Source organism: Streptomyces sp. NPDC088354 (assembly GCF_044753585.1).
Lineage (GTDB): Bacteria > Actinomycetota > Actinomycetes > Streptomycetales > Streptomycetaceae > Actinacidiphila.
The window spans coordinates 1-14,516 of the sequence record NZ_JBIVNJ010000054.1 but is presented as its reverse complement, the minus strand read 5'-3'; the positions used below and the strand labels follow the sequence as shown (position 1 = coordinate 14,516).

The following is a 14,516-nucleotide window of genomic DNA, read 5'->3' as shown; positions in this document are numbered from 1 at the left end:
GTGACCTACGCGGCCTCGGGGCCCACCGCGGCGGCGAACGCGACGAACGCGGCCCACGCGTCGGGCGGGAACGTGAGCATGGGCCCGTTCCGGTCCTTGGAGTCCCGCACGTGCACGGCGGTCGCGCCCGACGCGACTTCGACGCACTGTCCGCCGTCATCGCCGCTGTAGCTGGACTTGAACCACACGAGTGCGCTCACAGCTCGCCCGCAATCTGCTCGATGGCCTTCGCCGAATCCTCGGGGGTGAGTGCCTGGGCCCGGATCATGCCGTACCGGTGGTACAGGTCGCTGACCCTCTCGCGATCGTCGCTCAGATACCCCCCGACCTGTCCCTCAGCGTAAGCCAGCCACTGCCGTTCGGCGGTTTCCAGGAACGTGAAAGGGCCGTTGAATCCGGCCACGGACTCGTAGCGCGTCGGCATGACCTGGACCTGCACGTTCCGGCGCTTCCCGACCTCCAGGAGGCGTTCCAACTGGTCCTTCATGACCTGCCGTCCGCCCACGGGCCGGCGCAGCAGCCACTCCTCCAGGACGAACGACAGCATGCACACCGGCTTCCGCGTGATGAGCGCCTGGCGGGCGAGCCGGCCCTCCGTCCAGCGGTCGATCTCGTCCTCTTCGAGCGGCGGGCAGCGGGCGTTGAACACCGCGCGCATGTAGGCCTCGGTTTGCAGCAGCCCGTTGACCACGTGCGCGTCATAGAAGCCGATGCTGGCCGCCCGGGCCTCCTCGTCCGCGTACTCGCCGTACCCCGCGGGCAGCTTCTCGCGGGACAGGTGCGGCGCGACCGCCCGCAACGCGCCCGCGCAGCGGAGCAGTTCCTCCGCCTTGTCGATGAAGGCCTTGCTCGCGAGGCGCTCGCCGGACTCGATCTTGACGGCCAGCGATTTCGAGTAACCCGTGTGCGCGGCCAGTGCGTCGAGGGTGACGCCCCGGCCCTCGCGGAGGGCCTTCAAGAGGTCGCCGAAGATCGCCATGCTCACGGAGCGCTTGTCATCGGACACCGCCACGCCAACCCCCGTCCGTGCCACCGCAGTCACTCTGGGTAACGGTAGTCCTCCGGGGGGCGGCGCGCGGGGCTATCCCTTGAGTTCCTCGCGCAGTCGGCGGTCCATCGCCAGGGCGAGCTCCGCCTCGACGACGGCTTTCACCAGCGGGCGCAGCCGGGCTATCGCCTCCGTGAGGCGGGTGGTGTCGCCGGTCTGGAGGCCGGTCTCGGCGTCTGGGAGGACGTGGGCGCGGGCGAGTTCCACGAAGAGTTCGGCGAGCAGGTCCATGCGGTGGCGCATGTCGCGGCCGGCGGCCAGCACCTCGGCGAGCGGGATGCCCTCCTTGACCAGCGCGGACGAGGCCTCCAGCAGGCGGCGGCTGACGTGTACGACGTCGTCGCCGTCGACGGCGATGTAACCGATGTCCAGGGCGGTGGCCAGGTTCTCTGCGGTGGCCTGCTCCCCGTAGAAGTCGGCCAGCCCCTCGGGGGTCAGCCGCAGCGGTTCCTCCTCCGACCAGGGGGTGTTCAGGGCCGGGTCCAGGCCCAGCAGCTCGCCGACGTCACGGCGGCCGCTCTCCCAGGCGTCCATCAGCTCGGCGATGCCGCCGAGGGTGTGGCCGCGCTCCAGCAGGGCCGTGATCGTGCGGAGCCGGGCGAGGTGGTGCTCGTTGTACCAGGCGATGCGGCCCTCGCGGCGCGGAGCGGGGAGCAGTTTGCGCTCCCGGTAGAAGCGGACGGTGCGGACGGGCACTCCGGCGGCCTGGGCCAGTTCGTCCATCCGGTACTCGCGCTCGTGCGTTGCCACGCCCGCCAGCCTATGCGGTGGGCCGGGGCAACTCGCGCGGTCGGACCTCTACCGCTGGTAACGCGTTCTGGTCTACGCTCCGAACCATGCCAGTGAACACTGGCGCGATCAGGCTCAGGGGCGGCACCGAGAGGCGGCGGCATGGCCGAGCGCACAGAACACGTACGGGTGGCAGTCATCGGATCCGGCTTCGGCGGCCTCGGCGCGGCGGTGCGGCTGCGCCGGGAGGGGATCACCGACTTCGTCGTGCTGGAGCGGCGCGACTCCGTCGGCGGCACCTGGCGCGACAACAGCTATCCGGGGTGCGCGTGCGACGTGCCCTCGCACCTGTACTCCTTCTCGTTCGCGCCGAACCCGGAGTGGCCGCGCACCTTCTCCGGCCAGCCGCACATCCGGGCCTATCTGGAGCGCGTCGCCGACACCTTCGGCCTCCGTCCCCATCTGCGGCTGGACACCGAGGTGCGCCAGGCCCGCTGGGACGGCGAGGCGCGGCACTGGCACATCACCACCTCGCGCGGCGAGCTGACCGCAGACGTCCTGATCTCGGCGGGCGGCCCGCTGTCCGACCCCAGGCTGCCGGACATCCCGGGCCTCGACGCCTTCCCGGGCGCGGTCTTCCACTCCTCGCAGTGGGACCACGACTACGACATCAAGGGCAAGCGCGTCGCCGTGATCGGCACCGGGGCCTCCGCCATCCAGATCGTGCCGGCGATCCAGCCCGAGGTGGAGAGCCTGACCGTGGTGCAGCGGACCCCGCCGTGGGTGATGCCGCGCATGGACCGGGACATCACCCGGGCCGAGCGGTGGCTGCACGGGAAGGTCCCGGCGACCGCCAGGGCGCGGCGCGGAATGCTCTGGCTGCTGCGCGAGTTGCAGGTGGGCGCCTTCACCAAGCGCCCGGCGCTGCTGGGGGGCGTGCAGCGGCTCGCCCTGTCGCACCTCGCCAAGGCGGTCAAGGACCCGGTCCTGCGCGCGAAGCTCACCCCTGACTACCGGATCGGCTGCAAGCGCATCCTGCTGTCCAACGACTACTACCCGGCGCTCACCAGGTCCAACACCGAGGTCGTGGCCTCCGCGCTCAGGGAAGTGCGCGGCTCGACGATCGTCATGGCCGACGGCACCGAGCGCGAGGTCGACGCCATCGTCTTCGGCACCGGCTTCCACGTCACCGACATGCCCATCGGCGACCGGGTCCTCGGCGCCGACGGGCGGACGCTGGCCGAGCACTGGAAGGACGGGATGGCCGCGCTGCGCGGCTCCAGCGTCGACGGCTTCCCCAACCTGCTGTTCGTCATCGGGCCCAACACCGGCCTCGGGAACAGCTCGATGATCCTGATGATCGAGTCCTCGCTCAACTACATCGCCGACTACCTGCGGGCCCTGGACACCACCGGCGCCGCCGCGCTGGACGCCAGGCCGGATGCCGTGCGGTCGTGGAACGAGGAGGTGCAGCGCCGCATGGTCCGCACCGTGTGGAACACCGGCGGCTGCGTCAGCTGGTACCTGGACGACCAGGGCCGCAACACCACCGTCTGGCCGGGGACGACCGCCGGGTTCCGGCGCGCCACCCGCCGGGTGAGGCTCGACGAGTACACGATCGTGACCGCCGGCGCCCCCGAGCAGCGCCCGGCCCCTGTGGAGGTGGCTTCGTGACCAGCGGCGTCTTCGACCTGCCCAAGGCCCGGCACGCGCACTTCGTGCGCTCCGCCGACGGCACCTCGATCAACGTGGAGGAGTACGGCCCCGAGCCGGGCACGGCGCCGACCGTCGTGCTGATCCACGGCTGGACCTGCAGCACCCGGTTCTGGGCGCCGCTCGTCCACGAACTGGCCGGCGAGTACCGGGTCGTGGCGTACGACCAGCGCGGTCACGGCCGCAGCGGGACGCCGCGGCGCGACGGCTACGGCACCGACGCGCTCGCCGACGACCTGACCGCGGTACTGGAGTCCGTGCTCGCCTCCGACGAGAAGGCGGTGCTGGTCGGTCACTCCATGGGCGGCATGACGGCGATGGCGGCGGGCGACCGGCCGGCGATCCAGTCCCGTACCGCCGCGCTGCTGCTGGCCAGCACCGGCAGCGGGCGGCTGCTCGCCGAGACGCTGGTACTGCCGCCGCGGGTGCGCGCCAAGCGGGTGCGCGACGCCTTCCACCGCTTCCTGCTGATCAGCGCGGCGCCGCTGGGGCCGCAGTCCGCGGTGACCCGCGCGGCCCTCAAGCACGGGATCCTCGGCCCGGATTCGAGCCCGGAACTGGTCGCCGCGACGGCGCGGATCGTGCACGCCTGCGGGCGCAGGCAGCGCGCGGCGTGGGGGCGGGTGCTGGCCGGGCTCAACCTGGACGCGGGAGTGGCGGCGCTGCGCGTACCGACCGCCGTGCTGGTGGGCACCGACGACAAGCTGACCCCGCCGGTGCACGCCCGGGGGCTGGCCGCACGGCTCTCCCACTTCGCCGGTCTCACCGAACTGCCGGGCCTCGGCCACATGACGCCGCTGGAGGCACCCGCCGCGGTCGCGGGCGTCGTCCGCACCCTGATCACGGACCATCTGCGGCCGCAGGCGCAGGTCAAGGAGGAGAAGGCATGAGCAGGTCGCTGAACGGCCAGGTCGTGGTGGTGACCGGCGCCGCCCGCGGGGTCGGCGCACTGCTGGCCCGCACCCTCGCCGCGCGCGGCGCCCGTCTGGCGCTCGTCGGGCTGGAGCCGGACGAACTCAAGGCGGTCGCCGCGGAGATCGGCTCCGGCACCGGGCACTGGACGGCCGACGTCACCGACCGGGACGCGATGGCGCGCGTCGCCGGGGAGGTCGTGGAGCGCTACGGACGGGTCGACGCGGTGGTCGCCAACGCCGGTGTGGCGACCGGGGGTCCGTTCCTCGACGTGGACGCGGCCGACTTCGACCGGGTCATCCAGGTCAATCTGCTGGGTGGTGTCGCCACCGCACGCGCCTTCCTGCCGGCGCTCATCGCCTCGCGCGGCTATCTGCTCCAGATCGCCTCGCTCGCCGCGATCGCCCCGGCGCCGCTGATGACCGCGTACTGCGCGAGCAAGGCGGGCGTCGAGGCGTTCGCGCACTGCCTGCGCGCCGAGGTGGGCGCCAAGGGCGTGAAGGTCGGCGTGGGGTACCTGAGCTGGACCGACACCGACATGGTGCGCGGCGCCGACGAGGACGACGTGATGCGCGCGGCCCGCCGCAGGCTGCCGTGGCCGGCCAACCGCACGTACCCGCTGGAGCCGGCCGTGGAGCGCATCGCGGACGGCGTCGCGCGCCGCTCGCCGCACGTCTACGCCCAGTGGTGGCTGCGCGGCATGCAGTCCGTGCGCGGTTACCTGCCGGGGCTGATCGGCGGCGCGATCGGGCAGCGCGAAATGCGCCGCCTGGAGCCGAGGATCGCGGCGGCGGGCGGCATACGGCACGGGCTGGTCGGCCCCGGCGGCGCGGCCGATGAGCGTGCGCGGTCCGAAAAGGCACTCTGACCAGCACTGTTCACGCAGCGCGTTCGTCCGAAATGCGTAGCGTGTCCGGACGTGTCAGCCTGGTCGAGGCCCAGTCCACACATCACGAAGGAGTGATCATGGGCAAGAACGACCCCACGCGTAGCAAGGCCGGGCAGCAGCGCCAGCAGGACCGCCCGCAGGAGCGGATCGGCCAGACCCGGGACAAGTCCCAGGGCATGACCGACGAGCAGATGCGCCAGCAGGGCGAGCAGGGCAGGACGCAGCAGCGGCAGCCCGGCCAGGGTGGTCAGTCCGGCAAGCAGTCCCCGCAGTCCTCGCCGAAGGGCACCGGTCGCGAGCAGTCCGCGATCCGGGACGAGCGGCAGCACCGGGACCACTGACCCGCGTGGTTCAGGCGTGAGCGCCGAGGGGCGCGCCCGTGAGGGCGCGCCCCTTCCCGTGTCCGTGCCTCGGGGCCGCGTTCCGGGCCGCGGTGGCCGAGCCGGGTACGCCGAGCCGGGTACGGGGGAGGGCCGTTGACGTCCGGCGGCGGGCGGTCCCGTGCGGGGGCCCACGCGGTGGTGCCGCCCGGGAGCGGGCGCACCGCCTCGAAGCGGCCGGGGCCGCGGGTGCGCGCGGCGCCGAGCGGAGTACGGCGGGGGTTGTCGGCGTCCGGGGGGTGCTTCCGGAGGGCGGGCGCACCGCCTTGAAGCATGTCGTCCGTGCCGCGGTGGGTGCGGCGAACGAACGGCAGGGGCCGCGGGGCCGTCCTTCAGCGGTAGGGGCCGGCGGTCCGGGGGCGGGAGGTTCCGTGCCGTGACCGTGGTGGGCGGGCGGGCCCGGCGGGGGCGCGGGCGGCGAAGCGGGCTCGGCGGGGAGCCGTTGGCGTGCTGCGGGCGGGGCGGTCGCGGTGGGCGGGACGGCGTCCCGGGCACCACCCTGAGCGCTCCGGGCGCCGCGGCGTCCTTCAGCGGCGCGGGGGAAGCGGGGGGCGGCGGCGGTCGGGGCGGTCTGACAGGTCGGGCGGTGTCGCGGGGGGATGCTTCTCCAGCAGGTCCAACGCGGTCTGGACCGCCACCTCCACATCGGTGCGCCGGCCCTCCGCCCAGTCCAGCGGGGTGCGGATGCAGGGGATGTCCGGCTCCACGCCGTGGTTCTCCACCGACCAGCCGTACGCCTCGAACCAGGCCGCGTTCATCGGCACCGTGATGACCGTGCCGTCGCCCAGCCGGTGCCGCCCGGTCATGCCCACCACGCCGCCCCAGGTGCGGTGGCCCACCACCGGGCCGATGGACAGCAGCCGGAAGGTCGCCGTGATCATGTCGCCGTCGGAGGCGGTCGCCTCGTCGGCCAGCGCAACGATGGGCCCGCGCGGCGCGTTGCCCGCGTAACTCACCGGCTGCGCGTCGCGGATCCAGTCCCAGCCGAGGATCTTGCGGGTCAGGCTCTCCACCACCAGGTCGCTGATGTTGCCGCCGGCGTTCCCGCGCACGTCGACGATGAGCGCCGGGCGCACGACCTCCATCCGCAGATCGCGGTTGAACTGCGCCCAGCCGGAGCCGCCGAGGTCGGGGATGTGCAGATAGCCGCACTTGCCTTCGCTCAACTCCCTCACCACCGCGCGGCGTTTGGCCACCCAGTCCTGGTAGCGCAGCGGGCGCTCGTCCACCAGCGGCACGACCGCGACCCGGCGCGGGGGGCCGTCGCCGGGCGGTGTGAACGTCAGCTCCACCGTGGTGCCGCCCGCCGCCGACAGCAGCGGCCCGGGACCGGCGACCGGGTCCACCGCGCGGCCGTCGACGTGGGTGAGCGTCGCGCCCTCCAGGATGCCGGTGCCGGCCAGCGGCGAACGCGCCCTGGAGTCCGAGGACTCGCCGGGCAGGATGCGGCCCACGACCCACCGGCCGTCCTTGGTGTGGGCGAAGTTGACGCCCAGCAGGCCGATCGGCCGCTGGTAGTGCGGCGGCCCCTCGTTGCGCCGGGCCGGGGCGACGTACGCGTGCGAGGTGCCGAGCTCGCCCAGCACCTCGCGCAGCAGGTCGGCGAACTCGTCCGGGGTGGAGACCTGTTCGACCAGGGGGCGGTACTGGTCGAGCACCGCGGGCCAGTCGATGCCGCACATGTCAGGGGCCCAGAAGTAGTCGCGGATGATCCGCCCGGCCTCCGCGTACGCCTGGCGCCACTCGGCGGGCGGGTCGGCCTCGTGCAGCACCCGCCGCATGTCGACGTAGACGGTGGAGTCCAGGTCGCCCGGCTCGTAGGCGGGCACGACCGTCAGCTCGCCCTCGTCGAAGACCACCAGGTGCGTGCCGTCGCCGCTGACCCGGTACCAGTCCATGTGCCGCACCAGCTCGACCCGCTTGGACTTGGCCAGGCCGAAGTACTCCAGCGTCGGCCGGGCCGAGGGGTCGGTCGGATTGACGAACGTCTCGCCGAGCGCGCCGGAGATCGGCCAGCGCAGCCACGTCAGCCCGCCGCGCACCGCCTCCAGCGAGCTGTACTTGGAGGCCGGCACCGGGAACGGCGTCACCCGCATCGGCAACCCGGCGGCCTCCACCGCCAGCGGGCCCTCGGCGAAGTCCGTCGGGTCGAGACCGCCGCCGGCCGGCCGGCCCTCCACGGGCAGCGCGAAGGGCGACGGCGTCGCCGAGTGCAGCGGCACCAGGTGCGGGCGGCAGCCCAGCGGGAAGGACAGGTCGCCGGTGTGCACGTCGTACACCGGGTCGAAACCGCGCCAGGACAGGAAGGCCAGATAGCGGCCGTCACGGGTGAAGACCGGCTGCTCGTCCTCGAACCGGCCGTTGGTGACGTCGATGACCGTGCGCTCCCCGCTCTCGGGGTCCGGCACCAGCCGGGCGATCCGGATCTTGCGCAGCGAGCGGCCGACCACCGGCTGGGACCAGGCGATCCACGCCGAGTCCGGGGAGAAGGCCAGGTCGCGCACGGGGCCGTTGTCCGAGCGGACGAGTTCGGTGACCGCGCCCGTCTCCGCGGAGACCATCAGCAGCCGCCCGTCGTGGGCCGCGACCGCCATCGTCTCGCCGTCGGGGGAGGGCACGAGTTCCTGCACCCGGCCGATCTCCCCGCAGGCCAGTCGTGCGCCGCCGCTGTGGCACGGGGCGCGCGCGCCCTCGCCGGCCGTCCCGTCCTCCTCCGCACCGGCCGGCGCGTTCCCGCCCGCCTCCTCGGTCGCCCGCAGCGCCTGCGCCACGGCGTCGTCCTCGTCGGCGATCTCGGCCACGGCCAGCGCCGCCGGCCGGCCCGGCAGCGCCGCGATCTCGATCGCGTCCTCGCCGTCGGCGTCCGTGACGAAGGCGATCCGGCCGGTGTCACCCAGCATCGCCGGCAGCCGGACCCGCGAGCCGGGCTCGTCGGAGATGGTGCGGGCGGGGCCGTCGCGGTGCGTGAGCCAGTACAGGCTGCCGCGCACGCACACCGCGCTCGCCCGGCCCGTGCGGTCCACGGCCAGCCCGTCCAGATAGGCGGCCGCCGGCACCTGGTAGGGGCGCCGCCCGGCCCGCGTACCGCCGAGGTCGATGTCCAGGCGCCGCGGTGCCGAGTCGGGGGTCAGCTCGTCGACCATCCACAGCCCGCCCGCGCACTGGTAGACCACCCGCCGGCCGTCGGTGGCCGCGTGGCGGGCGTAGAAGTCGGCGTGGTCGGTGTGGCGCCGCAGGTCCGTGCCGTCGGGCCGGCAGGAGTAGAGGTTGCCGATGCCCTCGTGGTCGCTGAGGAAGGCGATCCGCTCGCCCACGAACATCGGCGACTCCAAGTGCCCGCCGATGTCCGGCACCAGCAGCTCGCCCTGCAGCCACAGCCGGCCCGTCGCCCCGCCCCGGTACCGCTTCCACGAGGCGGGCTCGTGCGGCGCGGTCGCCGACAGCAGCAGCGTCTGGTGCTCGCCTGCGGCGCTGTCCCGCACGGCGACGTCCGACACCGGCCCCCACGGCAGCCGGCTGCCCGGGCCGCCGTCGGCGCGGACGGCGTACCCCCACGTGTAGTGCGAGAACGGCTCACCGTGCGAGGAGACGGCCAGAATCCGGCCGTCCGGTGTCCAGGACCGCACGCGGGTGTCGGGGCTGCCCCAGTAGGTGAGCCGGCTCGCCTGCCCGCCCTCCACCGGTGCGAGATGGACCTCGGGGTCCAGCGAGCGCCAGCTGTTGAAGGCGATCACCGAACCGTCCGGCGAGAAACGGGGATGGCCCACCCGGGTCCGGTCGGCCGTCACCCGCCACGCGCGCCCCTCGTCCAGGGGCGCGACCCAGATGTCGTCCTCGGCGACGAAGCACAGCCGTTCACCGTGGACATGCGGAAACCGGAGGTACGCGGCGTCGCTCACCCATCCATCGTTCGCGGGTCCCGGGGCCCGGGCAACTCGTGGCGACCCGTGCCGGCGTCCGCGCCGCCCCGCGTCAGCGCAGGCACTCCCGTACCGCCCGCACCAGCGCCTGGGCACGCGGGTCGGCGGTGACGTTCTTCTGCATGCCGTTGGTGACGTAGCCGAAGCCGATCCCGGCGTCCGGGTCGGCGAAGCCCAGCGAGCCGCCCCGGCCGGGATGCCCGAAGGAACCGGGGGACAGGAAGGGCGAGGACGGGCCGTGCAGCATGTAGCCCAGGCCGAAGCGGGTGTTCACCACCAGGACCCGGTCGGGGCCCTCCGACTCGGCCGTGCGCGCCGAGGTGAGCGTCGCCGGGGCGAACAGCCGGGGACCGCCGTCCTCCAGGCCGCCGACCAGGGCGGCGTAGAAGCGGGCCAGCGAGCGCGCGGTGGCGATGCCCGCGGACGCCGCGAGCTCCGCGGCACGGTAGGCGGGGTCGTTCTCGTCCGGCAGCGGGTCGATGGCGCCGAACGCCTGCCGGGTCAGCGACCGGGGGTTGTCGTACGCCTCGGTGACGCTGCGCTTGGGCCGCGCGCGCAGCCCCGCCGCCGGGGGCGCCTCCGGGGCCCGGATCGCGGCGATCCGGCCGACCCGCGCCTCCTGCCCGGCCGGCAGGCCCACCCACAGGTCCAGGCCCAGCGGACGGGCGATCTCCTCCGCCACGTAGCGGCCGACCGAGCGCCCGCCGCTCGCGCGCAGCACCAGCTCGCCTATCAGCCAGCTGTAGGTCATCGCGTGGTAGCCGTGGTCGCCCCCCGGCACCCAGAACGGCGCCTGCGCGGCGAGCGCCCGCGGGCCGCTGACACCGTCCATCGCCTGCGCCGGGGTGAGCGGGGTGTCCAGCGCGGGCACGCCCGCCCGGTGCGCCAGGGCGTCGCGCACCGTCACCCGCTCCTTGCCGGCCGTCTTGAACTCCGGCCAGTACGTCCCGACCGGGGCGTCCAGGTCGAGCTGCCCGCGCTGGTGCAGCAGGAGCAGGCATGCCGAGGCCACGCCCTTGGTCGCGGAGCGGACCACCTGCGCGGTGTCCTCCGCCCACGCGGCCCCGGACCCCGCCCCGGTCCCGTCGCCGTCCGCGTCCGCCGCGCCGGCCCACAGGTCCACGACCTTCCGGCCGTCCCGGTACAGCGTCACCGCCGCGCCGAGCTCCCCGCGCTCCTCGAAGTTCCGGACGAAAGCCTCCCGGACCGGCTCGAAACCGTCCGCCACCGCTCCCAGGACGTCCACCACTGCCCGTACTCCCGCCTTGCGCCGCCGCTCTTGCTCCCCTCCATGGTGCCTCCCGCGCACGGCGTCCCCGGACCGGGGTCGCACACCGGTACGACCGGACAGGGCGAGGGGCGGGCCGCCGCTCAGGCGGTGGCCGCGGCCGCCGCGCGGCCCGCGGTACGGCCGGAGAAGATGCAGCCGCCGAGGAACGTGCCCTCCAGCGAGCGGTATCCGTGCACCCCGCCGCCGCCGAAGCCGGCCGCCTCGCCCGCCGAGTACAGGCCCGGCAGCGGCTGCCCGTCGGCCCGCAGCACCCGGCTGTCCAGATCGGTCTCCAGGCCGCCGAGCGACTTGCGGGTCAGGATGTTCAGCCGCACCGCGATCAGCGGGCCGGCCTTCGGGTCCAGCAGCCGGTGCGGGGTCGCGGTGCGGCTCAGCTTGTCGCCGAGGTAGTTGCGGGCCCCGCGGATCGCGGTGACCTGGAGGTCCTTGGTGAAGGTGTTGGTGATCTCCCGGTCGCGGGCCGTGATCTCGCGGCGCAGCGCGGCCTCGTCGATCAGGTCGTCCTCGGTGACCGCGTTCATCCCGCGCACCAGGGCGGACAGGTCGCTCTCGACGACGAAGTCCACGCCGTGCTCCTTGAACGCCTCCACCGGGCCGGGCGCGCCCGGCAGCACCCGGCGCAGCACCTCGCGCACGCTCTTGCCGGTCAGGTCCGGGTTCTGCTCGGAGCCCGACAGCGCGAACTCCTTCTCGATGATCTTCTGGGTGAGGACGAACCACGTGTACTCGTGGCCGGTCCGCATGATGTGCTCCAGCGTGCCGAGCGTGTCGAAGCCGGGGAACAGCGGCACCGGCAGCCGCCTGCCCGTCGCGTCCAGCCACAGCGAGGACGGGCCGGGCAGGATGCGTATGCCGTGCCGGGCCCAGATCGGGTTCCAGTTCTCGATGCCCTCGGTGTAGTGCCACATCCGGTCGCCGTTGATCAGATGGCCGCCCGCCTGCTCGGCGATGCCCAGCATCAGGCCGTCCACGTGCGCCGGGACGCCGGAGAGCAGCTTGCGCGGCGGCGTGCCCAGCCGCTCGGGCCATGCCTTGCGCACCAGGTCGTGGTTGCCGCCGATGCCGCCCGAGGTGACGATCACCGCCTGCGCCCCGAGCCGGAACTCCGAGCGGACCTCCCGCGAACTCGGCCTGCCGCGCTCGGCGTCGCTGTCCACCAGCACCTCGCCCGCCACACCGTCCACGGCCCCGCCGGTCGTGGTCAGCGCCGTCACCCGGTGCCGGAAGCGCAGCTCCACCAGGCCCTTGGCGACGGCCTCCCGCACGCGGCGCGCGAACGGCGCCACCACCCCCGGGCCGGTGCCCCACGTGATGTGGAAGCGCGGCACCGAATTGCCGTGCCCGGTGGCCAGGTAACCGCCGCGCTCCGCCCAGCCGACGAGCGGGAAGAAGCGCAGCCCCTGCGCGTGCAGCCACGAGCGCTTCTCGCCGGCGGCGAAGTCCACGTACGCCTCGGCCCACTTGCGCGGCCAGCGGTCCTCGGGGCGGTCGAACCCGGCGGTGCCCATCCAGTCCTGCAGGGCCAGTTCCCGGTCGTCCTTGATGCGCATCCTGCGCTGCTCGGGCGAGTCCACGAGGAAGAGGCCGCCGAACGACCAGAACGCCTGCCCCCCGAAGTTGGACTCCGGCTCCTGATCGAGCAGGATCACCTTCCTGCCCGCGTCGGCCAGTTCCGCGGTGGCGACCAGCCCGGCCAGTCCCGCTCCGACGACGACGACGTCCGCGTCCAGCGCCATGGGTGTGCCTCTCCGCTCCCTTTTGGTGTGCGTGCACGTTACGCTACGCGCGAGTAGGGGGGCGAGAGGGGGCGCGGGGCGAAATGGCGTCCCGCGAGCGGCGGAAGGACACGCGCATGCGCAGGTTCGAAGGACACGTCGCCGTCGTCACCGGAGGCGGGCAGGGCATCGGCGCGGCCACCGCGCGGCGGCTGATGTCCGAGGGCGCCGCGGTCCTCCTCGCCGACCTCGACGGGGAGCGGGCGGCGGCCACGGCGGCCGCGCTCACGGAGCACACGGACGGTGGCGGCGTGGCCGGCGCGGTCGCCTGCGACGTCGCGGACCAGGAGGCGGTCGACGCGGCCATGGCCCACGCCGTCGAACGCTTCGGGCGGCTCGACGTCCTGGTCAACAACGCGTACGCGTGCCATGTGGACCCCCCGCTCTTCGAGGACCTCCTCGACGCGGACTGGTACGAGGACATCGAGATCACCCTCACCGGCGCGATGCGCTGCGCGCGGGCGGCCCTGCCGTACCTGGCGGAGGCCGGGGGACGCGGCGCGATCGTGAGCATCGGCTCCGTCAACGGGCACATGAACTTCGGCAACCACGCCTACAGCGCCGCCAAGGCGGGCCTCGCGTCGCTCACCCGCACCCTCGCGGTGCACGCCGCGCCGCGCGGCGTCCGCGTCAACCTCGTCGCCCCAGGGACGGTCCGCACGCCCGCGTGGGACGGGCGCGAGGACGACCTCGACCGCATCGCGGAGATCTATCCCCTCGGGCGGGTCGGCGAGCCGGAGGACATCGCGTCGGCGGTGGCGTTCCTCGCGTCCGGGGACGCGGCGTGGGTGACGGGGGTTGTGCTGCCGGTGGACGGGGGCGTGCTCATCCACAACGTGGGGTTCCGCGGCCGCGCCTGACGCTTCGCGTCCGGACCGGTTTTTCCCCCGCCCGCCCGCCCGTGTGCCCTGTGAAGTCAGTGACCCCGGCGCGCGTTTCGTGGGGGCCGGGTGCGGGGCCTCCGGGGCTGGCCATTCTGGACAGCACATTTCGGTGCCTCGGGTACCTGCCGTTGATCACCCCGGGTCATGCACCCAAATATGCTCCACAGTCCAGAACACCCACCCCTCCGACCCCGCCCCCTCGGTTTCGTCATGCGCCTGATCCCCGGTGGGGGGTAGAAGCGGCACCGTGCCCGGGCCACCCGTTGGCGCAGCGCGGCCGGGTGGGGCAAAGGATCACCCCGCAATCGTGCTGATGCGCCAGGCCACCATCCCAGCAGAGCCGGGCTCCCCGGTGGCGTCGATCTCAAAGGTCCCCGGCGCGCCGTCACGCGGCAGGGCCTGACGGACCGGGAGGCTCGACCCCAGCGAGAGGTGTGAATTCCGTCGCTGACACGCTCACTACCGGATTCGACGAAGGAATCGGCGAGTTGGGAGATCCCCGTTCCGAGGACCTACGCCACTTGCTTGCTGTATCGCTCTCAGCCCCACCACCAGCACGGAAGCGCCGAGTCCGAGCCCGCGCAGCACCGATGTCAACACCACGGAAGGTCCCCCCGTCTTCCCGCGCCCGGTCAGCGTGATGAGGCGGAACCTACTCACGCCTCGGGATGGTTGCCGAAGGTTCGTCATTCCGCTGAGCTGAATCTGAGTTCCGGCGTTTGCCCCCGCGCTGCGCCAACGGATGGCCCGAGCACGGTCCCCCTCCATACCCCCACCGGGGATCAGGCGCGAACACAACGGAGGGGGCGGGGTCGTAGGGGTGGGTGTTCTGGACTGTGGAGCATATTTGGGTGCATGACCCGGGGTGATCAGCGGCGAATGCCGGAGGCACCTAAATGTGCTGTCCAGAATGGCCAGCCCCGGAGGCCCCGACCCCGGCGCCCAAGGAAACGGGCGCCGGGGTGCGTGACTTCA

Annotated in this window: 11 protein-coding genes; 5 read left to right on the top strand and 6 right to left on the bottom strand. The window is 73.6% G+C overall.

Going from position 1 to position 14,516, the window contains the following annotated elements; all coding sequences use genetic code 11:
• Positions 1–5: 5 nt before the first annotated feature.
• The 3 genes from ACIP98_RS38415 to ACIP98_RS38405 all read right to left on the bottom strand — a co-directional run bounded on the left by ACIP98_RS38415 (position 6) and on the right by ACIP98_RS38405 (position 1,771).
• Complete coding sequence (locus ACIP98_RS38415) at positions 6–200, bottom strand: DUF397 domain-containing protein (protein WP_401981021.1); 195 nt, start codon at positions 198–200, stop codon at positions 6–8.
• Positions 197–1,012: a helix-turn-helix transcriptional regulator gene (locus ACIP98_RS38410; protein ID WP_319661747.1), complete on the bottom strand. Its 816-nt coding sequence runs from the start codon at positions 1,010–1,012 to the stop codon at positions 197–199. Before ACIP98_RS38410 ends, ACIP98_RS38415 begins: the two co-directional genes overlap by 4 nt.
• A 69-nt stretch (positions 1,013–1,081) precedes the next feature.
• Positions 1,082–1,771: a MerR family transcriptional regulator gene (locus tag ACIP98_RS38405; protein ID WP_319661817.1), complete on the bottom strand. Its 690-nt coding sequence runs from the start codon at positions 1,769–1,771 to the stop codon at positions 1,082–1,084.
• A gap of 168 nt (positions 1,772–1,939) precedes the next feature.
• Between ACIP98_RS38405 and ACIP98_RS38400 the strand changes: the two genes are divergently transcribed.
• From ACIP98_RS38400 to ACIP98_RS38385, 4 genes are all read left to right on the top strand, one after another.
• Positions 1,940–3,451 (top strand): NAD(P)/FAD-dependent oxidoreductase, encoded by a 1,512-nt coding sequence (locus tag ACIP98_RS38400; protein ID WP_319661746.1) that lies wholly within the window; start codon positions 1,940–1,942, stop codon positions 3,449–3,451.
• Positions 3,448–4,380, top strand: coding sequence for an alpha/beta fold hydrolase (locus tag ACIP98_RS38395; RefSeq protein ID WP_401981017.1), 933 nt, complete (start codon positions 3,448–3,450; stop codon positions 4,378–4,380). Before ACIP98_RS38400 ends, ACIP98_RS38395 begins: the two co-directional genes overlap by 4 nt.
• Entirely contained in the window at positions 4,377–5,270 is an 894-nt protein-coding gene (locus ACIP98_RS38390; protein WP_319661743.1) for an SDR family oxidoreductase, read from the top strand. The genes ACIP98_RS38395 and ACIP98_RS38390 overlap by 4 nt, the downstream gene beginning before the upstream one ends.
• Before the next feature lie 98 nt (positions 5,271–5,368).
• On the top strand, positions 5,369–5,632 hold the full coding sequence (locus tag ACIP98_RS38385; protein WP_319661742.1) for a hypothetical protein: 264 nt from the start codon (positions 5,369–5,371) through the stop codon (positions 5,630–5,632).
• Between the two features lie 566 nt (positions 5,633–6,198).
• Here ACIP98_RS38385 and ACIP98_RS38380 read toward each other — a convergent pair.
• The 3 genes from ACIP98_RS38380 to ACIP98_RS38370 all read right to left on the bottom strand — a co-directional run bounded on the left by ACIP98_RS38380 (position 6,199) and on the right by ACIP98_RS38370 (position 12,618).
• Positions 6,199–9,570, bottom strand: coding sequence for a S41 family peptidase (locus ACIP98_RS38380; RefSeq protein WP_319661741.1), 3,372 nt, complete (start codon positions 9,568–9,570; stop codon positions 6,199–6,201).
• Positions 9,571–9,643: 73 nt separating this feature from the next.
• Positions 9,644–10,840: a serine hydrolase domain-containing protein gene (locus tag ACIP98_RS38375; protein WP_319661740.1), complete on the bottom strand. Its 1,197-nt coding sequence runs from the start codon at positions 10,838–10,840 to the stop codon at positions 9,644–9,646.
• Positions 10,841–10,962: 122 nt separating this feature from the next.
• Complete coding sequence (locus ACIP98_RS38370; RefSeq protein WP_401981014.1) at positions 10,963–12,618, bottom strand: FAD-binding dehydrogenase; 1,656 nt, start codon at positions 12,616–12,618, stop codon at positions 10,963–10,965.
• A 116-nt stretch (positions 12,619–12,734) separates the two neighbouring features.
• Here ACIP98_RS38370 and ACIP98_RS38365 point away from each other — a divergent pair, with 116 nt between their 5' ends.
• Complete coding sequence (locus ACIP98_RS38365) at positions 12,735–13,517, top strand: SDR family oxidoreductase (RefSeq protein ID WP_319661738.1); 783 nt, start codon at positions 12,735–12,737, stop codon at positions 13,515–13,517.
• The last annotated feature ends 999 nt before the right edge of the window (positions 13,518–14,516 follow it).